The 21667-nt window shown below is 69.5% G+C and carries 24 protein-coding genes and 2 tRNA genes; 10 read left to right on the top strand and 16 right to left on the bottom strand.

Annotated elements, in window-relative coordinates; genetic code table 11:
- Window positions 1-479: 479 nt before the first annotated feature.
- Both ACT541_RS01770 and ACT541_RS01765 read left to right on the top strand, forming a co-directional pair.
- The gene (locus ACT541_RS01770) at window positions 480-1100 is read left to right on the top strand and encodes a CarD family transcriptional regulator (protein WP_476133806.1); all 621 of its coding nucleotides are present in this window, start codon (window positions 480-482) and stop codon (window positions 1098-1100) included.
- 271 nt (window positions 1101-1371) lie between these two features.
- A complete protein-coding gene (locus ACT541_RS01765; protein WP_476133805.1) occupies window positions 1372-2238 on the top strand; it encodes an RNA polymerase factor sigma-32 in 867 nt (288 codons plus the stop codon).
- A gap of 94 nt (window positions 2239-2332) precedes the next feature.
- On the opposite strand, the gene ACT541_RS01760 is transcribed toward ACT541_RS01765, so the two are convergent.
- On the bottom strand, window positions 2333-3757 hold the full coding sequence (locus ACT541_RS01760; RefSeq protein ID WP_476133804.1) for a M48 family metalloprotease: 1425 nt from the start codon (window positions 3755-3757) through the stop codon (window positions 2333-2335).
- A gap of 80 nt (window positions 3758-3837) precedes the next feature.
- Window positions 3838-4632, bottom strand: a complete 795-nt coding sequence (locus tag ACT541_RS01755) for a thermonuclease family protein (protein WP_476133803.1) — start codon at window positions 4630-4632, stop codon at window positions 3838-3840.
- A 164-nt stretch (window positions 4633-4796) separates the two neighbouring features.
- Between ACT541_RS01755 and ACT541_RS01750 the strand changes: the two genes are divergently transcribed.
- The 3 genes from ACT541_RS01750 (at window position 4797) to ACT541_RS01740 (ending at window position 6533) form a co-directional block, all read left to right on the top strand.
- Window positions 4797-4873 (top strand) — tRNA-Arg (locus ACT541_RS01750).
- 243 nt (window positions 4874-5116) lie between these two features.
- On the top strand, window positions 5117-6040 hold the full coding sequence (locus ACT541_RS01745) for an NAD(P)H-dependent flavin oxidoreductase (RefSeq protein ID WP_476133801.1): 924 nt from the start codon (window positions 5117-5119) through the stop codon (window positions 6038-6040).
- A 79-nt stretch (window positions 6041-6119) separates the two neighbouring features.
- Window positions 6120-6533 carry a VOC family protein gene (locus tag ACT541_RS01740; protein ID WP_476133800.1) on the top strand — a complete coding sequence of 138 codons (414 nt, stop codon included), beginning with the start codon at window positions 6120-6122 and terminating at the stop codon, window positions 6531-6533.
- Between the two features lie 9 nt (window positions 6534-6542).
- Here the strand turns inward: ACT541_RS01740 and eda are convergent, their stop codons facing one another.
- From eda to ACT541_RS01705, 7 genes are all read right to left on the bottom strand, one after another.
- A complete protein-coding gene (gene eda, locus ACT541_RS01735) occupies window positions 6543-7181 on the bottom strand; it encodes a bifunctional 4-hydroxy-2-oxoglutarate aldolase/2-dehydro-3-deoxy-phosphogluconate aldolase (RefSeq protein ID WP_476133799.1) in 639 nt (212 codons plus the stop codon).
- Between the two features lie 59 nt (window positions 7182-7240).
- The gene (locus ACT541_RS01730; protein ID WP_476133797.1) at window positions 7241-7705 is read right to left on the bottom strand and encodes a nuclear transport factor 2 family protein; all 465 of its coding nucleotides are present in this window, start codon (window positions 7703-7705) and stop codon (window positions 7241-7243) included.
- 195 nt (window positions 7706-7900) lie between these two features.
- On the bottom strand, window positions 7901-8686 hold the full coding sequence (locus ACT541_RS01725) for a gluconate 5-dehydrogenase (RefSeq protein WP_476133795.1): 786 nt from the start codon (window positions 8684-8686) through the stop codon (window positions 7901-7903).
- 21 nt (window positions 8687-8707) lie between these two features.
- Window positions 8708-9550, bottom strand: a complete 843-nt coding sequence (gene kduI, locus ACT541_RS01720) for a 5-dehydro-4-deoxy-D-glucuronate isomerase (RefSeq protein WP_476133794.1) — start codon at window positions 9548-9550, stop codon at window positions 8708-8710.
- Between the two features lie 59 nt (window positions 9551-9609).
- Entirely contained in the window at window positions 9610-10071 is a 462-nt protein-coding gene (locus tag ACT541_RS01715) for a NanQ anomerase/TabA/YiaL family protein (RefSeq protein WP_476133792.1), read from the bottom strand.
- 112 nt (window positions 10072-10183) lie between these two features.
- Window positions 10184-11164 carry a 2-keto-3-deoxygluconate transporter gene (gene kdgT, locus ACT541_RS01710; protein ID WP_476133790.1) on the bottom strand — a complete coding sequence of 327 codons (981 nt, stop codon included), beginning with the start codon at window positions 11162-11164 and terminating at the stop codon, window positions 10184-10186.
- Between the two features lie 102 nt (window positions 11165-11266).
- The gene (locus tag ACT541_RS01705; RefSeq protein WP_476133789.1) at window positions 11267-12217 is read right to left on the bottom strand and encodes a sugar kinase; all 951 of its coding nucleotides are present in this window, start codon (window positions 12215-12217) and stop codon (window positions 11267-11269) included.
- A gap of 577 nt (window positions 12218-12794) precedes the next feature.
- On the opposite strand from ACT541_RS01705, the gene ACT541_RS01700 reads away from it, so the two are divergent.
- Window positions 12795-13478, top strand: coding sequence for a GntR family transcriptional regulator (locus ACT541_RS01700; protein WP_476133788.1), 684 nt, complete (start codon window positions 12795-12797; stop codon window positions 13476-13478).
- 103 nt (window positions 13479-13581) lie between these two features.
- Here ACT541_RS01700 and ACT541_RS01695 read toward each other — a convergent pair.
- A tRNA-Gly gene (locus ACT541_RS01695) sits at window positions 13582-13656 on the bottom strand.
- Window positions 13657-13979: 323 nt separating this feature from the next.
- Here ACT541_RS01695 and ACT541_RS01690 point away from each other — a divergent pair.
- From ACT541_RS01690 to ACT541_RS01675, 4 genes are all read left to right on the top strand, one after another.
- Complete coding sequence (locus tag ACT541_RS01690; RefSeq protein ID WP_476133786.1) at window positions 13980-14498, top strand: prolyl-tRNA synthetase associated domain-containing protein; 519 nt, start codon at window positions 13980-13982, stop codon at window positions 14496-14498.
- Between the two features lie 128 nt (window positions 14499-14626).
- Entirely contained in the window at window positions 14627-15568 is a 942-nt protein-coding gene (gene trxA, locus ACT541_RS01685) for a thioredoxin (RefSeq protein WP_476133785.1), read from the top strand.
- Between the two features lie 10 nt (window positions 15569-15578).
- Window positions 15579-16259, top strand: a complete 681-nt coding sequence (locus tag ACT541_RS01680; RefSeq protein ID WP_476133783.1) for an LON peptidase substrate-binding domain-containing protein — start codon at window positions 15579-15581, stop codon at window positions 16257-16259.
- Between the two features lie 13 nt (window positions 16260-16272).
- Window positions 16273-16479 (top strand): Trm112 family protein, encoded by a 207-nt coding sequence (locus ACT541_RS01675; protein WP_476133781.1) that lies wholly within the window; start codon window positions 16273-16275, stop codon window positions 16477-16479.
- A gap of 107 nt (window positions 16480-16586) precedes the next feature.
- On the opposite strand, the gene ACT541_RS01670 is transcribed toward ACT541_RS01675, so the two are convergent.
- The 6 genes from ACT541_RS01670 to ACT541_RS01645 form a co-directional block, all read right to left on the bottom strand.
- Window positions 16587-16793 (bottom strand): DUF1737 domain-containing protein, encoded by a 207-nt coding sequence (locus ACT541_RS01670; protein ID WP_476133780.1) that lies wholly within the window; start codon window positions 16791-16793, stop codon window positions 16587-16589.
- 12 nt (window positions 16794-16805) lie between these two features.
- Complete coding sequence (locus ACT541_RS01665; protein ID WP_476133778.1) at window positions 16806-17687, bottom strand: HpcH/HpaI aldolase/citrate lyase family protein; 882 nt, start codon at window positions 17685-17687, stop codon at window positions 16806-16808.
- A gap of 111 nt (window positions 17688-17798) precedes the next feature.
- Window positions 17799-18185, bottom strand: coding sequence for a DUF423 domain-containing protein (locus ACT541_RS01660; RefSeq protein WP_476133777.1), 387 nt, complete (start codon window positions 18183-18185; stop codon window positions 17799-17801).
- 22 nt (window positions 18186-18207) lie between these two features.
- On the bottom strand, window positions 18208-18717 hold the full coding sequence (locus ACT541_RS01655) for a MaoC/PaaZ C-terminal domain-containing protein (protein ID WP_476133776.1): 510 nt from the start codon (window positions 18715-18717) through the stop codon (window positions 18208-18210).
- Between the two features lie 157 nt (window positions 18718-18874).
- Window positions 18875-19912, bottom strand: coding sequence for a dihydroorotase (pyrC, locus tag ACT541_RS01650; RefSeq protein WP_476133775.1), 1038 nt, complete (start codon window positions 19910-19912; stop codon window positions 18875-18877).
- Window positions 19913-20209: 297 nt separating this feature from the next.
- On the bottom strand, window positions 20210-21631 hold the full coding sequence (locus ACT541_RS01645) for an FAD-binding oxidoreductase (RefSeq protein WP_476133773.1): 1422 nt from the start codon (window positions 21629-21631) through the stop codon (window positions 20210-20212).
- Window positions 21632-21667: the final 36 nt, after the last annotated feature.

Below are 21667 nucleotides of genomic sequence, written 5' to 3'. Positions count from 1 at the left end.
TGTGCGAAGACGGCGCGGCGGCCACGGCCGACGGCGGAAAACCGACAGTTTGTCTGAAGATCGGGGAATCGCCTGAAGAGACGATTCGCCCGGCACGCGAGTCGGGCGATCGTACCGCTTTCATGATCGGGGATTTTGTGGTATGCAATATCCCTCAGTCGTTTTCCCACCGGCTTCTCCCCAGCGGAGCTCCCCGAATGATCGTCAGGATCATCGATTGGTCTCGGACCGTGACGGCCTCCCGCCGCCCCTCGACCGAGACGAAGGATTTCTTCGCTCCGCACCCGACGATCGGGCGGGAGAGCATACGACGAACCGGCTGACAATCGAGTGATCGCGTCCATCGGGCCCCGGTGTTCTCGGGGCGGTGGACGTGTCCGCGACGATCCGATCGCGACGCGCCTCGCGTCCGCATCGGATGGTGCGACGTCGTTTCTTCGAGCCCCGGGCGGGGCCGATAGACCAGGAGTATCGGGCGTATGGCCACCACCCCCATCAAGAAGACGTCCCAGACCCGCAACGGATTCAAGGCCGGCGAGCACATCGTCTACCCGGCCCATGGTGTCGGCCAGATCACCTCGATCGAGGAACAGGAGATCGCCGGTTACAAGCTGGAGCTCTTCGTCATCTCCTTCGAGAAGGACAAGATGACGCTCCGCGTCCCGGTCTCCAAGATCGCCGCCGTCGGCATGCGCAAGCTGTCCGAGACCGCGGTGGTCAAGAAGGCGCTCGAGACGGTGAAGGGTCGTGCCCGGGTGAAGCGCACCATGTGGTCGCGCCGCGCGCAGGAATACGAGGCCAAGATCAACTCCGGCGATCTCGTCGCGATCGCCGAGGTGGTCCGCGACCTCTATCGCGCCGACACCCAGCCCGAGCAGTCCTATTCGGAGCGTCAGCTCTACGAGGCGGCTCTCGACCGCATGGCGCGTGAAGTCGCCGCCGTCGACCGCATCTCGGAGACCGAGGCGATCCGTCAGATCGAAGCCAATCTGCAGAAGAACCCGCGTCGCGTCGCCAAGGCCGACGAGGCCGGCGCCGAGGCGGAAGCCGACGCCGACGCCGACTTCGGCATGGAAGACGAGCAGGAAGAGGCGGCCTGATCGGTCGCCGTCCAGACGGGAGTTCAGCGAGGGGCCGAGCGATCGGCCCCTTTTTTTCGTCTCGGGCCCGCGAGGGGGCCGGCGGGGACCCGATCGAGCGGCGTCACGGGTGTTCACGTCATTGCGAGGCATTCGCGAATCGCATGGACGGCATGCGTTGCCACCGGCAATATACCTATCCCGCCGCGTCGATATCGATGCTATCTATTGTTCATCCAAGAACGATCGGTTCGATCGATAGCGATGAGCCGAGGCGAGAGGAGCGATGGGCATGGCGTATGCGACGAGCGAGCGGCGCCGCCTGGTCAGGGCGGCCATGGACGCACCCTTCCTCGAGCGCGAGGAGGAGCGTCAGCTGGCGATCCGCTGGCGCGAGAACGGCGACGAGGCGGCGCTCCACCGCCTGACCGCCTCGCACATGCGTCTGGTGATCGCCATGGCGGCGAAGTTCCGCCGCTACGGCCTCAATCACTCCGATCTGGTGCAGGAAGGCCATGTCGGCCTGCTCGAGGCGGCCTCCCGCTTCGAGCCGGAACGCGACGTGCGCTTCTCGACCTATGCGGCGTGGTGGATCCGCGCGGCGATCCAGGACCACGTGCTGCGCAACTGGTCGATCGTGCGCGGCGGCACCTCGTCGAACCAGAAGGCGCTGTTCTTCAACCTGCGCCGAATCCGCGCCCGGCTCATGGCCGAGAAGGGCGACATCGGCGAGGCGGCGCTGCATCGCGAGATCGCCGAGGAGCTCGGCGTGTCGCTGGCCGACGTCGAGGCGATGGCGGCGCGGCTCTCCGGCCCCGACACGTCGCTCAACGCGCCCGCCTTCGACCGCGAGGAGGACGGCGCCGAGCGGCAGGATTCGCTCGCCTCCGGTGCTCCGGCGATCGACGAGACGGTCGAGGAGACGATCGACGGCGATCGTCGCACCGCCTGGCTCACCGACGCGCTCGGCGTGCTCGACGAGCGCGAGCTGGCGATCGTGCGCGAACGCCGCCTGCGCGAGGAGGGCGAGACGCTCGAGACCATCGGTCGGCGGCTCGGCATCTCGAAGGAACGTGTGCGCCAGATCGAGGCGCGGGCGCTGGAGAAGCTGAAGGCGGCCCTGCTCGCCCGCGATCCCGATCGCGCCGCCTTCGTGTGAGGCGCGTCGCGCGACCGATCGACGAGACATTCGAGGCCGGGGGCGGAAACGCCTCCGGCCTTCGCACGTCGGCGGCGGAAACCGACGGGCGGCGTCAGGATTCGCTGACGACCTTGACCAGCCGGCCGACTTCCGGCGCGTCGTTCGAGCCGAGGCCGTTGAGGATGCGGAAGAGCTCGATCTTGCGATCGACGCCGGTCATCTGCTCGGCGAGATGCTCGATCGTGTCGCCCGCCTTGACCCGGATCACCCGCAGGTGGAGCGGGCGCAGCCGCGCCGATTCCTCGGGCGTCAGCTTGCGGAAGTTCGCCATGCTCTCGGCGAGCGCCGTCTCGAGGTTCGCCTGACCCTCCTGGGCGGCGAAGATGAAGCGGAACACCGTCTGGCCCTTGCGCAGCAGGCCGATCTGGAAGATCCAGCCGTCGGCTCGGGCGGTAGCGACCGCGGTCGGGAACTCGCCGACGTTCGACACCTTGATCGACGCCGTCTCGAGACCGTTGACCCAGCCGGTGCCGAGATAGTCGACCAGCGAGGTCTCGGGCGGCAGCGCGACGCCGTCGAAGCGCATGGCGGTGCCGGTCTGGTCGGTGCCGAGCACCGCCTTGGTGGTGTTCTCCAGCACGTAGCCCTGCGGCACGGTGAACTGGATGCCGAGGCCCTTGTGCAGGAAGGCACGGCCGCGGACGAAGCCTTCGGTCGGGTCGTCGCCGAAGACCATGCCGTCGAGGCCGAGCAGATACTGGTCCTTCTCCTGCTCGCCGATGCCCGGCGCGCCGATCTCGCGGGCGGCGCGGACGGCGAAGGCGATGCGCTCGGGCGTCGAGGGGTGGCTCGACAGGAAGTCGGGATTGCGCGAGGCACCCGCCGCGCCGCGCATCGCCCGATAGTCGGCGAAGCGTGCCATCGACGACAGGAAGCGCGACGAGGCGAAGGGGTCGAAACCGGCCTTGGCGAGGGTGCGGATGCCGATGGCGTCGGCCTCGAGCTCCTGCACCTGACTGAACCGGGCGAGCGACAGCTGGGTCGAGGCGAGCGCCAGACGCTGGGCGTCCTGATCCTGCATGACGTTGGCGACGACGCGGTTGACCTCGCTCGCCGCCTCGGCGCGGCGGGCGCGGGCGGCGGCGTGGCGGGTGGTGACGTGGGCCATCTCGTGGGCGATCACCGCGGCGACTTCCGAGGTGTCGTCGGCGAGCGCCAGGAGGCCGCGCGTCACGTAGAGATTGCCGCTCGGCAGGGCGAAGGCGTTGATCGCCTGCGAGTTCAGGATGGTGATGCGGTAGGACTGGGCCGGATCGTCGGAGGCCGCGACGAGGCGGCCGACGGCGCGCGCCACCGCCTGGGCGGCGGCCGGGTCGTCGTAGAGCCCGCCGTAGGAGGCGACGATGCGCTCGTGTTCGGGGTCGGACTTCGGCGCCGTCAGGCTCTTGTCGACCAGCGGGCGACCGGGCTGAGAGATCATCTCGTCGCGCATGCCGACCGAGCCGCAACCGGCGAGCGCCGCCACCAGCACGAGCACGACGGTGCTCCGTGCCGCTGATGCGGCGCGGACGACGCGATGCCTCGTCTGACATGCGGCGACGGACTTCCTCAACACCCTCACCTCCCGAGGCGCTCGATCGCCATCGGATCGTCGATCGTCATCCGCGGAGCCTCGGCACGGCGGCCGAGAAGGCCCCTGACGCGGACCCGACGCCCCTTCAGGTCGTCGAGAGCGATCCCCGCGCGTTCGAACCGGCTCCGGTCGTTATCGTTCATGACCACGGCGAAGTCACGCGCGATGTCTTCGCCGAAGTTCAGCCATGTCCGTCCGCGCGACCGGCCGACCGACCGCACGATGCCTTCCACGACGACGACGTCCCCGACCCGTTCGACCAGAGCGTGGTCGGCGGAACGCACCGCGAAGAGCGGTTCGCCCCACAGACCGCGCCGGGCCGCACGGGCCGCGTCCTCGCGGACGAGGAGCGCGGCGGTGCAGGTGCCGTCGCCGGCGATCGGCATCGCGCGCAACCGGCCGTCCGAAACGAGGTCGCCGTCGATCCATTGCCCGGCAGAGATGTCGACAAGATGGCCGAGCCGTCGGCCCCAACGATCTTCGCCGATCTCCAGGACCTCGAGATCGCGCCCCTCGACCCGCGTGGCGAGCGCCGCGGACGCCTCGGCGGCGAGACGGAGGGCGGCGGCGCGGGTGGCGGGGCGGGTGTCGGAGAGCGGTGGACGCGGCGCCTCGGCGCCGGCGAATCGCAGGATCCGCCCGTCGGCGAGACGGATCTCGTCGCCGGCGAGAACGGCTGCGGCCCGGACCGGTTCGCGCGGGCCGTCGAGGCAGAGGGCCTCGTCGGCGCGGGTCGGACCGGTGGACGCCAGGGCGAGAGCCGCCGCGACGAGCCGCATCGACCACCCGGCGAGGGGGCGGCGACGTCGGTGGGGGATCGTCGGGAAGGGCGACATCGGCGGCATCGTTCCTGCTGCACCATCGAACGAAACATGCTATTCGACCCGCGTCGAGACGCGAGGGCCGGCGACGACGTTCGGCCCCGTACACCGCGGCACGAGACCTCCCGGTAGCTCAGCAGGATAGAGCAACGGTTTCCTAAACCGTAGGTCAGGGGTTCGAATCCCTTCCGGGAGGCCATCGTCCGGTCACGGCCGGATCGACGGGGCGTTCTTCATCACCTGTGGCTTCATCACATTCGGCTTCGAGATGCGCTCGGGGGCGGGAAGCCTCCGTCGGTCGCGCGGTCTCGTGCGAATCGCGCCGTGGCAGCGATACGAACATGCCGTAATGGTAAATCTGATTGCGTAAAGGGTGGGGCGATGTCAGTCTCCCGAAAAACGCGTCGGCGGGGGGTCGGCGCGGCACGGAGGAGATCGACACATGCCCTTGCCCGCCGCCTTTTCGGGCCGTCTGCGTCTGCCGGCGATCGTCTCGCCGATGTTCCTGGTGTCCGGTCCCGACCTGGTGGTCGAGGCCTGCCGTGCCGGGCTCGTCGGCACGTTTCCGGCGCTGAACCAACGCACCGGCGAGGGCTACGAGGCGTGGCTCGACGCGATCGAGAGCGGGCTCGACGCAACGAGCGCTCCTTTCGGCGTCAATCTCATCGTCCACGGCTCGAACGTGCGGCTGAAGGCCGATCTCGAGACGACGGTCAGGCGCAAGGTGCCGCTGGTCATCACCTCGCTCGGCGCGGTGAAGGACGTGGTCGACGCGGTCCATTCCTACGGCGGCCTCGTCTTCCACGACGTGATCGGCCGCCGCCATGCCGAGAAGGCGGCGGAGGCCGGCGTCGACGGCATCATCGCGGTGGCGGCGGGGGCCGGCGGTCACGGCGGCACGCTCAGCCCCTTCGCACTGCTGCGCGAGATCCGTTCGGTCTTCGACGGCACGATCGTGCTCGGCGGGGCGATCTCCGACGGCGCGCAGATCGCCGCGGCGCGGATGATGGGGGCGGATCTCGCCTATCTCGGCACCCGCTTCATCGCCACGAAGGAGAGCATGGCGCCGGAGGGCTTCAAGCAGATGATCGTCGGCGCCAAGGCCTCCGACATCGTCTACACCTCGGCGATCAGCGGCGTGAACGCCAACTTCCTGCGCCCGTCGATCGTCGCCGCCGGGTTCGATCCCGACAATCTGCCGTCGCACGCCGAAATGGACATGAACAACGAGGCCAAGGCCTGGAAGACCGTGTGGTCGGCCGGCCAGGGCGTCGGTTCGATCGCCGACGTGCCGACGACCGCCGAACTCTGCGCCCGACTGATCGGCGAGTTCGAGGCGGCGAAGGCCGCGGCGGCCGGCCTGTGACGGCGAGCCCCTCTCGCGCGGTCGCGTCCGTCGTGCCATGATTTCGGCTCGGCCCGGTCGACCGCACGGAGGTTCGCCGATGAAGTCGCTCTTCCATCTCGCCTATCACGTCACCGACCTCGACGCGGCGCGGGACTTCTACGGCGGCGTGCTGGGCTGTCGCGAGGGGCGATCGACCGACACCTGGGTCGACTTCGACTTCTTCGGCCACCAGATCTCGTTGCATCTCGGCCGGCCCTTCGCGGTGACGCCGACGGGCCGGGTCGGCGACCACATGGTGGCGATGCCGCATTTCGGTCTGGTGCTCGGTCTCGACGACTGGCTGGTGATCGCCGACCGGTTGCAGGCGGCGGGCGTCGTCTTCGACATCGAGCCCTTCATCCGCTTCCCCGGCGAGCCGGGCGAACAGCGGACGATGTTCTTCCGCGATCCGTCGGGCAATCCGATCGAGATCAAGGGCTTCGCCGACTTCGACAAGGTCTTCGCGACCTGATCTCCGCCGTCAGGCCCGGAGCGATGTGGCCTCGCGGGCGAGGCGTTCGACGCGCGCCCAGTCGCGCGTCGCGATCGCGTCCTCGGGGGCGACCCAGGAGCCACCGACGCAAGTCACATTGGGCAGTGCCAGCCAGCGCGGCGCGCTCGCCGCGCCGATGCCGCCGGTCGGACAGAACCTGAGATGCGGCAGCGGCGAGGCGAGGGACTTGAGATGTCCGGCGCCGCCGATCTGCTCGGCCGGGAAGAACTTCAGCCGTGTCCAGCCGCGTTCGGCCAAGGTCATCGCCTCGCTCGCGGTGGCGACGCCGGGCAGCAGCGGCACGGGCGCCTTCTCGGCGGCGTCGAGCAGGCGCGGCGAGGTTCCCGGCGAGACGAGGAAACGGGCGCCGGCGGCGGTCGCGGCGTCGATCGCGGCGGCGTCGAGCACGGTGCCGGCGCCGACCACGGCACCGGGGAGCGTGGCCAGTGCGGCGATGCAGTCGAGGGCCCGCGGGGTGCGCAGCGTCACCTCGAGCGCCGGCAGGCCGCCGGCGACGAGGGCACGGCCGAGGCCGAGGGCGCGTTCGGGATCGTCGATCACCAGAACCGGAATGACGGGGGCGAGCGCGAGAATCGCGTCGATGGCGGCGTCGCGGGCGGTGTTCATGACGACCTCGGGGGCGAGAGGGCGGGGACGGGCGTCGCCGCCCGTCCCGAGGGCAGGGTTCAGGACTTGAGCGGCGTCGACTGGCGGGCGATCAGGCGCCAGGCGCCCTTGTCGAGCTTCCAGACCTGCAGCACGCGGATATGGGCGGTCTTCACCGATCCGTCGGGCTGGCCGACGTCGGAGTCGTAGGTGTGGCGGACGATGGCGTCGTCGCCGACCACGTCGACGATCTGGTCGGAGAAGGTCAGCGTCCTGATCGCGGTCGACCCGACCAGCGACTTGATCAGCGACGCCTTGGTGTCGACGTGGGCGTCGGAATGGACGTAGACGAGCCGGTCCGACAGCAGCGCGTCGAGGACCTCGGCCTTGCCGCCGATCATCGCGTCGCGCAGCTTGGCGACGGTGGCGGCGACGTCGGCCGCCGGTTCGGCGGCACGGACGGTCGTGGCCGTCACGGCGAGGCCGGCGGCGGTGGCGGCGAGAGCGGCGAGGGCGCCGCGGCGGGTGCTGATCAGGTCGTTCATCTCTCTCTCCTGATGGCGACGGCTCGTGGTGGCCGTCTTCTTGGCGTGCGCGATCGTTCTTCCGCGGGAGCGGGAGGGAACGGCACCGATGGATGGATGGGTGGAGGAGGGCCCGCGCGGCCCTCGGTCCCGGACGGGGGTCCCCCCGGGGTCAGCGAGGGGCGGGGACGGGCGTCGCCGCCCGTCCCCGAAACATCACGGCTGCTTGCCGATGTAGGCGAGGATGCCGCCGTCGACGTAGAGGACGTGGCCGTTGACGAAGTCCGACGCCGACGAGGCGAGGAACACCGCGGGGCCCTTGAGGTCGTCGGTGGTGCCCCAGCGGTTGGCCGGCGTCTTGGCGCGGATGAAGGCGTCGAACGGGTGGCCGGGCGTCCTGAGCGGCGCGGTCTGCGGCGTCTCGATGTAGCCGGGGCCGATGCCGTTGCACTGGATGCCGAAGGCGCCGTACTCGGAGGCGATGTTGCGGGTCAGCATCTTGAGACCGCCCTTGGCGGCGGCATAGGCCGACACGGTCTCGCGGCCGAGCTCGCTCATCATCGAGCAGATGTTGATGATCTTGCCGGCGCCGCGCGCCATCATCGACGGGATCACCGCCTTGGCGACGATGAAGGGCGCCGTCAGGTCGACGTCGATCACCTGGCGGAACTCCGAGGCCTTCATCTCGTGCATCGGGATGCGCTTGATGATGCCGGCGTTGTTGACCAGCACGTCGACCGGACCGACCTCGGCGGCGATCCGGGCAACCATCGCGGTGACGCCGGCCTCGTCGGTGACGTCGCAGACGTAGCCGTGGGCCTTCAGGCCCGCCGCGGCATAGGCGGCGAGGCCCTTGTCGACGGCGTCCTGGTTCAGGTCGCAGAAGGTGATGGTGGCGCCGGCCTCGCCGAGCGCCGAGGCCAACGCGAAGCCGATGCCGTAGGAGGCGCCGGTGACCAGCGCGACCTTGCCGGCGAGCGAGAAGGCGGAGGGAAGGGTCATGATCTCGTCCTCGTGTCGCGCTCAGCGCAGGTCGGGGGTGGCGACATGGTCCATGTCGTCGAAGGTCTGGTTCTCGCCGCCCATCGCCCAGATGAAGGCGTAGGAACCGGTGCCGACGCCGGCGTGGATCGACCAGGACGGCGAGATCACCGCATCGCCCTCGCGCACCACGATGTGGCGGGTCTCGGTCGGCTCGCCCATCATGTGGAAGACCACCTGGCCCTCGGGAATGTCGAAATAGGTGTAGATCTCCATCCGCCGCTCGTGGGTGTGGGCCGGCATGGTGTTCCAGACCGAACCGGGATCGAGCACGGTCAGGCCCATCGACAGCTGGCAGGTGTCGAGCACGTCGGGGTGGATGAACTGGTTGATGACGCGCTTGTTGGCGGTCTCGACCGCGCCGAGCGGCTTCTTCTTCGCGCCCGAGATCGGGATGAAGGTGGTCTTCGCCCGGCGATGGGCCGGCGCCGAGACCATGTAGAACTTCGCGGGCTTGGCGCCGTCCTTCGAGGAGAAGGCGACCGAACGCGAGCCCTGCGCGACGTAGAGGCAGTCGCCGCGGGTCAGTTCGAAGGTCTCGTCGTCGACATGGACGACGCCGTCGCCGCCGAGGTTGAAGAGGCCGAGTTCGCGGCGCTCGAGCACGTAGCTCGTGCCGAAGTTCTTCATCACCTCGATGCCGCGGTCGAGCGGCACGGCGCTCGTCACCGGCATGCAGCCGAAGATCACCATGCGGTCGACGTGGGAATAGACCGCGACGACCTCGTCGGGGCGATAGAGGTTCTCGACCAGGAACTCCTGGCGGATCTCCTCGGTGGTCCAGCGCTTGAAGTCGCGCTGGTTGGCGGAATAGCGGATGTCCATGGCGTTTCTCCGATCCGCCGCGTCGGGAGCGGGCGGATCCTGTTCGGGGGATTTGCGCGTCAGGCGCGGATCTTGACGACGACCTTGCGCACCGGGGCCGAGGCGCCGGCGGCGCAGCCGGGACGGTGGACGTCCCAGGGGAAGAAGACGGCGTAGGACCCGGCCTCGACGAGGCAGTCGGTCTCGCCGGCGGGCGCCTCGTAGAAGCGCACGTCGCGTTCGGCGAAGGCGTCTTCGGAGATCGTGCCGGCGCCGTCGAGCGGGGCCCAGCCGATCAGTTCGCGGCCGGAGGCGACGTACTGGATGTCGATGTAGCGGGCGTGGGATTCGGCCCGGCGCTCGGCCTTGGGGGCGCTGGCATAGTCCTGGACCAGCGCGAAGAGGCGGTCGCCGTCGATGTCGATGCGGCCGGGGGCGGTCTTTTCGAAGTCCGTCGCGGCGAGGAAGCGAAGGCCCTCGAGCACGGCGGCGGGGATGGTCGCGGCCTCGGCGTCGAGATGGGCGAGACGGGAGAGGATCATGATTTCGGCCTCCGGGGAGGGCGGCCGCGGACGGCCGGGTGTTCGGGGGTGGAACGGTCGCCCGGGGGCGACCGTTCGGGATGCGCGCCGGGGGCGACGGCGCGGGTCTCGATCACTCCGCGGGTGCGGGGGCCGCGGCTTCCGCCGGCTTGGCGAAGCGCTTCGACCAGATGCCGGTCAGGATCGGCACGAGGATCGCGGTGATCAGGCAGGAGGCGGCGACCAGCGAGGTGGCGGCGGCGGCGGCCGGTTTGAAGGCCGGGACCATCTCGGCGATGATCATCGGGTTGGCGACCGCCGCGCCGGCGGTGGAGGAGGCCGCGAGGCCGGCCGCACCGTTGCCGCCGCCGATCAGCTTGTCGGCGAGGATCAGCGGGATGCCGGTGATGACGATCACCAGGACGCCGAGCATGACGCCGCCGAGGCCGGTCTTGAGGATGACGGCGAGATCGATGCCGTTGCCCAGCGCGAAGCCGAAGAACGGGATCAGCGTGTGGACGGCCTTGCCGAAGAACTCGCGCAGGTCGCTGTCGAGGTTGCCGAGCACGAAGCCGAGCAGGAAGGGCAGCACGGCGCCGACGAAGAGACGCGGCTCGAAGGTGGCGACGCCGGCGGCGCCGAGGATCAGCATCGAGACCAGCGGACCGGATTCGACCGACATCAGCACGAAGGCGGAAGCTTCTTCCTTCGAGCCGTACTGCTGCATGATCGCGGCGTAGAGACCGCCGTTGGTCATGTCCATGGCGGCGCAGATGGCGAGCGCCGAGAAGCCGAGGAAGACGCCCGACTGGATGCCTTCGACCGGCAGGAACTTCGCCGCGATCACGGTGGCGACCCAGGCGACGAGGATCTTGGTGATCACCAGCGTGCCGGACTTGCGCAGCACCGTGCCGGTGGCGCGCAGATCGATCGTCGCGCCCATGCAGAAGAACCACACGGCGAGGATCGGCACGGTGCCGGTGATCAGGCCGTTGGTGAAGGAGCCGAAGAACTTGCCGGCTTCGGGCGAGAAGGTCTTGCACAGCGCTCCGAGCAGGAGCGGTACCAACATGAGGCCGCCGGGGATGCGGTCGATCGCTTTCTTGATCTGCATGGTGTGGTCCTCCGAGATACGGTCGTCTTGGTCTTTCGGTCTTCTTGCGCCGCCGGGTGCCACGCCGCGACGGGCGGCGTGGGGTCTCGACGACGGGAACGGTCAGGCGAGGTCGGCGAAGACGCGCGGCGTCTCGGCCTCGGGAATGATCGCGCCGCGGTGACGCACGACGGCGGCGGCGACGACATGGGCGCGCCGCGCCGCTTCCGCCGGCTCGAGCCCGAGGGCGCGGCCGAGCAGCCAGGCGGCGGAGAAGCTGTCGCCGGCGGCGGTGGTGTCGACCACGGCGACGTCGGGCACGCCGGGGACGAGTTCCGACACGCCGCCGCGCACGACGAGGCAGGGAGCGGCGCCGTCCTTGACGACGACCTCCGGGGCACCGGCGACGCCGAAGCGGAGGATCGCCGCCTCGTGGGTCTGGTCGAGACCGAGCACGGCCAGTTCCTCGATCGTCATCAGCACGTAGCGGGCGACGGCGATGACGCGCTCGTAGACGGCGCGGGCCTCTTCGGGGGATCCCCACAGGATCGGACGCCAGTTGCAGTCGAAGGCGACGGCCGTGCCGGCGGCGGCGAGCGCCTCCAGCCGGGCGAGCAGGCGCTCGCGGCTGGCGGGCTTCAGCACGGCGAGCGAGATGCCGCTGACATAGACCATGTCGAAGCCGCCGAGCGCTTCGAGCATCTCGTCCGAGCCCTCGGTCTCGAAACACTCGCGCACGGCCGCCTCGCCGCGCCAGTAGAAGAAGCGCCGCTCTCCTCGCGCATCGGTGCGGATGGCATAGAGGCCGGGGCGGCGGCCGGGGCGGCGCAGGACGTGACCGTCGCCGACGCCGTTCGCCCGCCAGAAGGCGGCCATCTCGTCGGAGAAGGGATCGTCGCCGATGGCGGTGACGTAGTCGACGGCGGCGCCGTGGTCGCGGCCGAGGCGGGCGACATAGGCGGCGGTGTTGAACGTGTCGCCGCCGAAGGTCTGGGTGATCGTGCCGTCGGGCCGCGTCTGCAGCTCGACCATGCATTCACCCATCGCGACGAATCGGAACGGGGCTTTCGGCATCGTCTTCTCCCCGGCGCCGTGCGCCGTGCTGGCCGTCGGGGCGAGCAGTCTCGCATCGAAAGAGGCTCTCGGCCTCCCGATTCGTTCCGCCCGCGGCGTCGTCTTCTTGGTGATCGAGTATCTACACCTGACCATATCGAACAACAATACGTGAATACGCAGTCGAAATAACAAATATCGTCTATTCTATTGTGCATGGCACGCAAGACGTCGTTTTCGATGGTGTCTGAAACGTCCCATCGTGGACGGCGTGAAGCATAGATCGATCGGATCGTATTTCTATAGGTCTTGTATATCAGATATACATATCAAGCAGCGCGACGTTGCGGCCCGGCGCAGCGCGACGACGACGCGGCGGACACGCGTGATCGCCGCGGATCTGTCGCGGTCCGCACCTGTCGGCGAATCGACCTCCGGGCAACGGCTCGCGCGCCCGGCGGCGGGGGCCTCGCATGCGGTAACCGGCCCTCCCACGGGACCGTGCGGACTTGGCCGGCCGGGCGGCGATGCTGTAATCAGGCGGGAAAGCACTTCACCGAGCCCCCGACGGGGCGGCAGGCGGATCTCGATGTCACGAATGACCAACGGTTCCTCGAGCGAGGACGGCGCGCGCACCGCGTCGCAGGCGATCCATCGGCGTCTGCGCGACGAGATCGTGTCGATGCGCCGCCTGCCCGGCTCGTGGATCAACGAGAAGGAGATCGCGGCCGACTGCGGCGTCTCCCGCACGCCGGTGCGCGAGGCGCTGCTCCGGCTCGCCGACGAGCGGCTGGTCGAGATCGTGCCGAAGTCGGGGACGATCGTCGCGCGCATCCCGGCGGCGGTCCTGCCCGACATCATCCTGGCGCGCCGGGCGCTCGAGCGGCAGACGGTGACGATGGCGGCGGAAAAGGCGCTCGGCAGCGAGATCGCCAACCTCCGGGCGATCGTCGAGCGCCAGCGCGAGGCCGAGGCGGCCGGCGACACGGCGGCGTTCCACGTCGCCGACGAGGCGATGCACGCGGCGATCGCCGCGACGGCGGGCCATGCGACGATCTGGTCGATGATCGAGCAGATCAAGGTGCAGCTCGACCGCTATCGCCGGCTGACCCTGCCGCGGCCGCATCGCATCGCCCGGGCGATCGAGGAACACGCCGGCATCGTCGAGGCGATCGCGGCGCACGATCCCGAGCGCGCCGGGCGCCTGATGGACGCCCATCTCGACGGTCTCTCCGACCTGCTCGACAAGCTGCACGAGATGGAACCCGACTATTTCGCCTGAGCGGCGGGACGGCGGGTCACCGTCCGGGCCTCGACGAGAGCCCCGAAACGACGAAGGCCGCCCGAAGGCGGCCTTGTCGACATTCCCTCGCGAGGAGGGAAAATGGAGCGGGCGAAGGGATTTGAACCCTCGACCCCAACCTTGGCAAGGTTGTGCTCTACCCCTGAGCTACACCCGCATCCTGGGTACCGCCCGGCGTCGCCGCCGGACGGGCGCCTCTATGCCAAAGCCCGAGGCACATGGCAACCCCCTTTTTTCACGAGATCGCCCGGGAAAGCGTTTTCCACAGGTCGCCCGGAATCAAATATGAGCGAATTCAATGGGATGCCCGTTGCGCCGGCAAATTGCACGACGGGCCGCGCGCAGGACGATTTCGTGCCCCCGACGGGCGGCGAGGGGCGGGCGGATGCATCGCGGTCGCGCGCGCGGCCGCCTTGCCAGTGCGGCGGGGCTTCCCGTAAGGTCCGGCCACCCGCCAACGACGATGTTCGGACCCCTGTCATGCCGCTCTCCCGCGCCGACCTCCTCGATCGCCTCGCCGCGCTCGGGATCGAGACGACGACCCACGATCATCCCGCCGTCTTCACCGTGGCCGAGAGCCACGCGATCAAGGCGGCGCTGCCGGGCGGCCACAGCAAGAACCTCTTCATCAAGGACAAGAAGGGGCGGATCTTCCTCGTCACCGCCGAGGGCGACGCGGCGATCGACCTGAAGACGATCTCCGAGAAGATCGGCGCCTCGGGCCGCGTCACCTTCTGCAAGCCGGAGCCGATGATGGAGCTGCTCGGCGTCACGCCCGGCTCGGTGACCCCCTTCGGCATCGTCAACGACGTCGAGCGGGTCGTCACCGTGGTGGTCGACGCAGCCATGTTAGAGCACGAGATCCTCAACTTCCACCCGCTGGAGAACACCGCCACGACGGCGATCCGACGCGAGGACTTCCTCCGCTTCCTCGAGGCCGAAGGCCATCCGGCGCTGGTCGCCGCCGTGTCGGACGGCAAGATCGCCGCGGAAGACTGACGCGGGCGCCCTCGCCGTGCGGGCGAGGCGTTGCGGAACGCCGCCGATCGCACCATGTTGAGTGCCGAAGATCCATCCGCCGGTCCCGCGCGTCGCGGTGCGACCGGTCCGTCCCGAGAAAGCCCGCCATGTCCGGTCCCAGCTTCACCTTCTCCCCCGGCCTCACGGCCAAGCCCGCCCAGGCGACGGCCGTCGGCGGTGACGACACGGTGCGCGAAACCACCACCCGCGACTTCGTCAAGGACGTCATCGACGCCTCGATGGAGGTTCCGGTACTGGTCGACTTCTGGGCGGAGTGGTGCGGCCCGTGCAAGCAGCTCGCCCCGGCGATCGAGAAGGTGGTGCGGGCGACCAAGGGCAAGGTGAAGCTCGTCAAGATGAACATCGACCACCACCCGGAAGTGGCGGGCCAGATGGGCATCCGCTCGATCCCGGCGGTGGTCGCCTTCAAGGGCGGCCAGCCGGTCGACGCCTTCATGGGCGCGGTGCCGGAGAGCCAGATCAAGGCCTTCGTCGACAAGCTGACCGCGGGTGCGGCGCCCTCGCCGGTCGATCAGCTGATCGCGGAAGGCGTGACCGCCGCCGCCGCCGGCGATCTGCAGACGGCATCGCAGTATTTCGCCGCCGTCCTGCAGCAGGACCCGGAGAACCTCGACGCGGCCCTCGGGCTGGCGGGCGTCTGCGTCGACGCCGGCGAGATCGACGAGGCGAAGCAGATCCTCGCGACGCTGCCGCCGGCCGCCGCCAGGGACCCGCGCGTCGCGGCGCTCGAGGCGCGCATCGCGGTCGCCGAGCAGACCGCGAGCCTGGGCGACGCCGCCGAGCTCGAGGCGCGGATCACCCGCGATCCCGACGATCATCAGGCCCGCTTCGATCTCGCCCTGCTGCTCGCCGCGAAGGGCCATCCCAACGAGGCGGTCGACCATCTGATCCAGATCTTCCGCAAGGACCGCACCTGGAACGACGACGGCGCGCGCCGGCAGCTCCTCACCTTCTTCGACGCCTGGGGCCCCAAGGATCCGGCGACGCTCTACGGGCGTCGGCGACTGTCCTCGGTTCTCTTCTCCTGAGGACGGGCCGATGACGCGCGCCGGCAACGAGGTCTACGACGGTCCGGGCGATCTGCCCGCGGTGCTGCCGGTGTTTCCGCTCGCGGGGGCGCTGCTGCTGCCGCGGCGGGTGCTGCCGCTGATGATCTTCGAGCCGCGCTATCTCGCCATGGTCGAGGCGGCGCTCTCGGGCAGCCGGCTGATCGGCATGATCCAGCCGAAGGTCGACGCCGGACGCGTCACCGTGGCGTCGCGGCCGCCGCTGGAGGCGGTCGGCTGCGTCGGCCGCATCACCCAGTGGGGCGAGACCGGCGACGGGCGGCTGACGATCGGCCTGACCGGCGTCGCCCGTTTCACCATCGTCGAGGAACTGGCGACGACCACGCCCTATCGGCTCTGCCGCTTCGACACGGCGCCCTTCGCCGCCGACTTCGCGCCGGGGCTCGGCGAGGATCTGGTCGATCGCGAGGCGGTGCTGTCGACGCTCGACGCCTGGCTCGAGGCCAACGCGCCGCAGATCGACCGCTCGACCTTCTCGGAGGCCGGCAACGAGGCGCTGGTCGACGGACTGGCGATGATGTCGCCCTGCGGCCCGCGCGAGAAGCAGGCGCTGCTGGAGGCCACCACGGTGGCGGAGCGGGCGAACCTGCTGGTCGCCATCACCGAGCGGTCTCTCGGCGCCGCCGGGGGCCCCACCGGCCCACTGCAATGAGGGAGACGGCGCGATGAGCGACGCGTTCCAGCCCGAGGATCGCCGGCGCGGCCGGATCGATCCGAAACTGCTCGAGCTGCTGGTCTGCCCGCTGACCAAGGGGCGGCTGGAATACGACGAGGCGGCGCAGGAGCTGATCTCGCCGGTCGCCAAGCTGGCCTACCCGATCCGCGACGGCGTGCCGATCCTGGTCGCCGAGGCGGCGCGCGAGATCGGCTGAGACGGGTCTCCGGCGGCGACTGTGTTCCGGCGGATCCCCGCCTCTCCAGAAACGACGAGGGCGGCCTCAGAGGCCGCCCCGCGCAATTCTCGGGTACGTTCCCCCGCTCACCAGTCCGACAGCGTCACGTCGTCGTTCCAGGCGACGCCCGGCACGTCCTTGACGATCGCCTGGCCGCAGATCACCCGCCCCTGCACCGGATCGAAGGTCAGCGTCGGATTGCCCGCCAGCTGCCAGCCCTTGTTGAGGGCGGCGGAGACGCGCTTGCAGAAGGCGCTGTCGTCGGGACCGGTGAGATAGCGGTAGAGCTTCATGGATGGACTGCCTCAAGCCTTGGCGGCGATGGCGTCGGCGATGGCGACGACGCGTTCGGCCATCTCGGCATGAAGCCGCTCGACCATCCGTCCGTCCAGCGAAATCACGCCCTTGGAGGCGTTTTCCGGCAGGGCGAAGGCGGCGAGGATCTTGCGCGCGGCCTCCACTTCCGCCTCGGACGGCGAGAAGGTGGCGTTGGCGACCTCGAGCTGGTTGGGGTGGATCAGCGTCTTGCCGTCCATGCCGAGATCGCGGCCCTGGGCGCATTCCGCCGCGAAGCCCTCGGCATCCGACAGGTTGTTGTAGACGCCGTCGATGACGTCGAGGCCGAAGGCACGGCCGGCGGCGATGGCCGTCGTCAGCCAGGGCAGCATGGTGGTGCGGCCGGGCACGAAGCGGGCGCGGGTCTCCTTGGCGAGATCGTTGGTGCCGAGCACGAAGACCGTCAGGCGACGGCCTTCCTTCACGCTCGCGGCCGCCGCGATCTCGCGGGCGTTCAGCACCGCCAGCGGGGTCTCGAACATCGCCCAGATCTTGACGCTCTCGGGCGCACCGAGCCGATCGAGCTCGGCGACCGCCTCGAACACGTCCTCGGCCTTCGACACCTTGGGGATCAGGATGGCGTCGGGGGCGACCGCGACGGCCGCCGCGAGGTCGTCGCGACCCCAGGGGCCGGCGAGCCCGTTGACGCGGACGACCACCTCGCGCGAGCCGAAGCCGCCGCCCTCGACGATCGCCGCCACCTGCTCGCGCGCCACGAGCTTGGCGTCGGGGGCGACGGAATCCTCGAGGTCGAGAATGACGGCGTCGGTCGCCAGCGTCTTGGCCTTCTCGAGCGCGCGCGCGTTCGAACCGGGCATGTAGAGGACGCTGCGACGCGGACGGATGGTCATGGAAGATCTCCCCGGAAATCCGATCTAATGGATTGAAGCGGGCAGGACCCTACGCGAGCCCATGTTGCACTGCAATCGGTCCTTCGGCGGAGGAAAACGCCCGTGCGCCGATCAGGTCGGCGGCTCGCCGTGGCGCACCCGCTCGATCACCACCAGGACGGAGAGCGCCAGCCACGAGGCGATCAGGATCCCCCCGCCGATCGGCGCCGCCATCGGGAAGAGATGGGCGCCGGAGAAGGAGAAGAGCGTCACGTCGGCGCCGAAGAGCGCGGCGGCGAGGCCCATGGTCAGGGCGATCTTGCCGACCGCCGTCGGCGCCCCGACGACGCCGCGCCGATAGGCGACGAGGCCGACGATGGCCGCCGCGTGGATCATCATGATCTCCGCCGCCTGGGCGAGCGGCCCGCCCGCCGTGACGTGGGCCGACAGCGCGGCGTCGGCGACGCCGGCCGCGCCGAGCACGCCGGCGAGCATCAGATCGAGTTCGGTTCTGCGCATGGTCTCGCCTCCGAGAATCAACTCACCGCGGCACGTAGGTCGCCGCCGCCGCTCCGCCGGTCGCAACCGTCACCACCGGCGCTGCCGGCTGGTCGAGCACCAGCTTGTCGGTCGGCGCGATGACCACGGCCTCGCCCTCGACCACCGCCTTGCCGTCCTGGTTCACGGCGACGCAGTCGAAGACGACGATCTTCTTGTCGTCGCGCTTCTCCTTGGCCGTCACCTTGAAGGTGATGCGGTCGCCGGGGGTGACCGGGCGCTTGAAGGCGAGCGACTGCGACAGATAGATCGTGCCCGGACCCGGCAGCTGGACGCCGAGCAGGCGCGAGACGATCGCGCCCGACCACATGCCGTGCATGATCACGCCCTTGAACCGCGTCCCCGTCGCATAGGCCTCGTCGAGATGGGCCGGATTGACGTCGCCCGACACCGCCGCGAACAGCGCGATGTCGTCGCGGGTCACCTCGCGGGTCACCTCCGCCGTCTCGCCGATGGCGATCTCGTCGTAGGTGCGGTTGGTCATCTCGGTCATGCGTCTCGTCTCCCTGCGCAGCGGCCCGTGCCGCTTCGTGCTTTGTGCTTCGTCGCGATCCTATCGCCCGGCAGACGCATCGTGACCCCGACCTTCGACGAGGAAGGGAAACACCGGACGCATGGCTCGGGTGGGTCGCTCGCGATTTCCGCCGATCTCAGGCGACGGGCGACCAGTCGACCGTCTCGCCGCCGAAGAGGGTGACGATCTCGCCCAGGCCCTCGACCGCGACCGCCTCGGCGACGAGCCGCGGCTTCTTCTCCCAGGTCACCCGCTCGTCGTTGGGGGCGAGGCCGTAGAAGGCCGGGCCGGCGAGCGAGGCGAAGGTCTCGAAGCGGTCGAGCGCACCCTCCTCCTCGAAGACCTTCAGATAGGCCTCGATCGCGGTCGGGGCGGAGAAGACGCCGGCACAGCCGCAGGCGGCTTCCTTCAGGTGGCGCAGGTGCGGCGCGGTGTCGGTGCCGAGGAAGAACAGTCCGTCGCCGGCGATCGCCGCCCTGCGCAGTGCCGCCTTGTGGGTCGCGCGCTTGAGGATCGGCAGGCAGTACATGTGCGGGCGCACGCCGCCGCGGAAGAGCTCGTTGCGATCGTAGAGCAGATGCTGCGGCGTGATCGTCCCGGCCATGCGGCCGGCATGTGCCTTGACGATGTCCACGCCCTCGGCGGTCGTCACGTGTTCGAGCACCACCTTGAGGCCGGGGAAGTCCTTCAGCACGCCCGGCAGAACCTCGTCGACGAAGCGCGCCTCGCGATCGAAGACGTCGACGTCGGCCCGCGTCACCTCGCCGTGGACGAGGAGCGGCACGCCGGCCTTCTCCATGGCGGCCAGAACCGGCGCGACCTTGGCCATCGAGGTGACGCCGAAGTGCGAATTGGTCGTGGCATGGGCCGGATAGAGCTTCACCGCGGTGATCACGCCCGCCGCATGGCCGGCGACGATGTCGGCGCCGTCGCTGTCGTCGGTGAGATAGGCGGTCATCAGCGGCTCGAAGGCGACGCCCGCGGGCACCGCGGCCAGGATCCGATCACGATAGGCGGCGGCGAGCGCGGTGGTCGTCACCGGCGGGGTCAGGTTGGGCATGACGATCGCCCGGCCGAAGGCCCGCGCCGTGTGCGGCACCACCGCCTGCATCGCCGGGCCGTCGCGGAAATGGACGTGCCAGTCGTCGGGGCGGCGGAAGGTCAGGCGGGTCATGGCGGGCTCCTCGGCGGCGGCATTCGATCCGGCCGATGGAGAGCACGCCTCGCCGACCCGTTCAAGAGAACAGGGGCGCAAAAGAAAAAAGGCCGCCTGACGGCGGCCCAAGTCTAGGGAGGAAACGCCCAAGGAGGGCTATGAAACGATCGCGACGACCGCTTCACCAGTCTTGGATAAGTCGGATCGCTTCCCGGCGCAATACGGGAAGACCCGCGTGGCAGGCATGCAGAAATGCATGACTTGGCGATGCAACGATCGCCGCGCGACCAGATGTCGCGCCCGGAATACCTCGCCTCAGAGCACTTTGCCCGGATTGAGCGTGCCCTTGGGGTCGAGCGCGCTCTTCACTGAACGCATGACTTCCAGTGCGACCGGATCTTTCACCGCGGCGAGAAGTTCGCGCTTCAGGGCGCCGATGCCGTGTTCGGCCGACACCGAGCCGCCGTGGGCGAGGACGACCGCGTGCACCCGCTCGTTCAGCTGGTGCCATTTGGCGATGTACTCGGCCTTGTCGGCACCGACCGGCTGGGTGAAATTGAAATGGATGTTGCCGTCGCCGAGATGGCCGAAGGGCACCGGGCGGATGCCGGGGATGAAGTCCTCCGCGGCGCGGATGCCTTCGGCGATCACCGCCGGCACCGAGGCGATCGGCACCGAGACGTCGTGCTTGATCGAGCCACCCTCGTGGCCCTGCACCTCGGACATGGCCTCGCGCAGCTTCCACAGCTGCGCCCGCTGGTCGAGCGAGCCGGCGATGACGGCGTCGAGCACGATGCCCTCTTCCATCGCGCCGCCGAGCCAGGTCTCGAGGTCCTCGCCGATGCCCTCTTCCTCGGCGGTCGAGATCTCGACCAGCGCGTACCAGTCGTAGACGTCGGCCATCGGGTCGCGGGCGCCGGGCAGGTGCTTGAGGACGAGCTCGATGCCGAAGCGCGGCAGCAGTTCGAAGCCGGTCAGCGACTTGCCGAAGGTCTTCTTGGCGCCCTCGAGCAGCGACACCGCGCCGGCCGGATCGGTCAGCGCCACCATGGCGGTACCGAAGGCACGCGGCCGCGGCACCAGTTCGAGCACGGCGGCGGTGATGATGCCGAGCGTGCCCTCCGAGCCGATGAAGAGATGCTTCAGGTCGTAGCCGGTGTTGTCCTTGCGCAGCTTGCCGAGGCCGTTGATCACCCGGCCGTCGGCCAGCACCACCTCCAGACCCAGCGCCAGCGCGCGGGTGTTGCCGTAGGCGACGACCTGGGTGCCGCCGGCGTTGGTCGAGAGGTTTCCACCGATGGTGCAGGAGCCCTCCGCCGCCAGCGACAGCGGGAACAGGCGATCGACACCCTCGGCCGCCTCTTGGGCTCGCAGCAGGGTGACGCCGGCCTCGACCGTCATCGTGTCGGAGATCGGATCGACCTCGCGGATCGCGTCCATGCGCTTCAGCGACAGCACGATCTCCTCGCCGCTCTGCGACGGGATCTGGCCGCCGACGAGGCCGGTGTTGCCGCCCTGCGGCACGATCTTCAGCCCGTTGTCGTCGGCGTACTTCAGGATCGCGGCGACCTCGGCCGTGGTCTTCGGCGACACCACGCAGACCGTGGCGCCGCGGTAGAGGCCGCGCGGCTCGGTCAGATAGGGCTCGGTGTCGCGTCCGTCGGCGAGCACGTATTTCTCGCCGACGATCGTCGCGAGGTGGGCGCGCACGGCATCGGGCGAAAGGGCAGCGGTCATGAACGGCATCCGGTCGTGGAAAACGGGAGCCCCTCG

The sequence above is a fragment of the Pinisolibacter sp. DMC100 genome (assembly GCF_056313705.1).
Note: the sequence above shows the minus strand (reverse complement) of the source record. Positions and strands in the feature narration are given on the sequence as shown.

Bases quoted from the DNA above. Each gene is read 5' to 3' on its own strand.
- ACT541_RS01770 (WP_476133806.1), top strand. From the start codon at position 480: ATGGCCACCACCCCCATCAAGAAGACGTCCCAGACCCGCAACGGATTC.
- ACT541_RS01765 (WP_476133805.1), top strand. From the start codon at position 1,372: ATGGCGTATGCGACGAGCGAGCGGCGCCGCCTGGTCAGGGCGGCCATG.
- ACT541_RS01755 (WP_476133803.1), bottom strand. From the start codon at position 4,632: ATGCGGCTCGTCGCGGCGGCTCTCGCCCTGGCGTCCACCGGTCCGACC.
- ACT541_RS01745 (WP_476133801.1), top strand. From the start codon at position 5,117: ATGCCCTTGCCCGCCGCCTTTTCGGGCCGTCTGCGTCTGCCGGCGATC.
- ACT541_RS01740 (WP_476133800.1), top strand. From the start codon at position 6,120: ATGAAGTCGCTCTTCCATCTCGCCTATCACGTCACCGACCTCGACGCG.
- eda (WP_476133799.1), bottom strand. From the start codon at position 7,181: ATGAACACCGCCCGCGACGCCGCCATCGACGCGATTCTCGCGCTCGCC.
- ACT541_RS01730 (WP_476133797.1), bottom strand. From the start codon at position 7,705: ATGAACGACCTGATCAGCACCCGCCGCGGCGCCCTCGCCGCTCTCGCC.
- ACT541_RS01725 (WP_476133795.1), bottom strand. From the start codon at position 8,686: ATGACCCTTCCCTCCGCCTTCTCGCTCGCCGGCAAGGTCGCGCTGGTC.
- kduI (WP_476133794.1), bottom strand. From the start codon at position 9,550: ATGGACATCCGCTATTCCGCCAACCAGCGCGACTTCAAGCGCTGGACC.
- ACT541_RS01715 (WP_476133792.1), bottom strand. From the start codon at position 10,071: ATGATCCTCTCCCGTCTCGCCCATCTCGACGCCGAGGCCGCGACCATC.
- kdgT (WP_476133790.1), bottom strand. From the start codon at position 11,164: ATGCAGATCAAGAAAGCGATCGACCGCATCCCCGGCGGCCTCATGTTG.
- ACT541_RS01705 (WP_476133789.1), bottom strand. From the start codon at position 12,217: ATGCCGAAAGCCCCGTTCCGATTCGTCGCGATGGGTGAATGCATGGTC.
- ACT541_RS01700 (WP_476133788.1), top strand. From the start codon at position 12,795: ATGACCAACGGTTCCTCGAGCGAGGACGGCGCGCGCACCGCGTCGCAG.
- ACT541_RS01690 (WP_476133786.1), top strand. From the start codon at position 13,980: ATGCCGCTCTCCCGCGCCGACCTCCTCGATCGCCTCGCCGCGCTCGGG.
- trxA (WP_476133785.1), top strand. From the start codon at position 14,627: ATGTCCGGTCCCAGCTTCACCTTCTCCCCCGGCCTCACGGCCAAGCCC.
- ACT541_RS01680 (WP_476133783.1), top strand. From the start codon at position 15,579: ATGACGCGCGCCGGCAACGAGGTCTACGACGGTCCGGGCGATCTGCCC.
- ACT541_RS01675 (WP_476133781.1), top strand. From the start codon at position 16,273: ATGAGCGACGCGTTCCAGCCCGAGGATCGCCGGCGCGGCCGGATCGAT.
- ACT541_RS01670 (WP_476133780.1), bottom strand. From the start codon at position 16,793: ATGAAGCTCTACCGCTATCTCACCGGTCCCGACGACAGCGCCTTCTGC.
- ACT541_RS01665 (WP_476133778.1), bottom strand. From the start codon at position 17,687: ATGACCATCCGTCCGCGTCGCAGCGTCCTCTACATGCCCGGTTCGAAC.
- ACT541_RS01660 (WP_476133777.1), bottom strand. From the start codon at position 18,185: ATGCGCAGAACCGAACTCGATCTGATGCTCGCCGGCGTGCTCGGCGCG.
- ACT541_RS01655 (WP_476133776.1), bottom strand. From the start codon at position 18,717: ATGACCGAGATGACCAACCGCACCTACGACGAGATCGCCATCGGCGAG.
- pyrC (WP_476133775.1), bottom strand. From the start codon at position 19,912: ATGACCCGCCTGACCTTCCGCCGCCCCGACGACTGGCACGTCCATTTC.
- ACT541_RS01645 (WP_476133773.1), bottom strand. From the start codon at position 21,631: ATGACCGCTGCCCTTTCGCCCGATGCCGTGCGCGCCCACCTCGCGACG.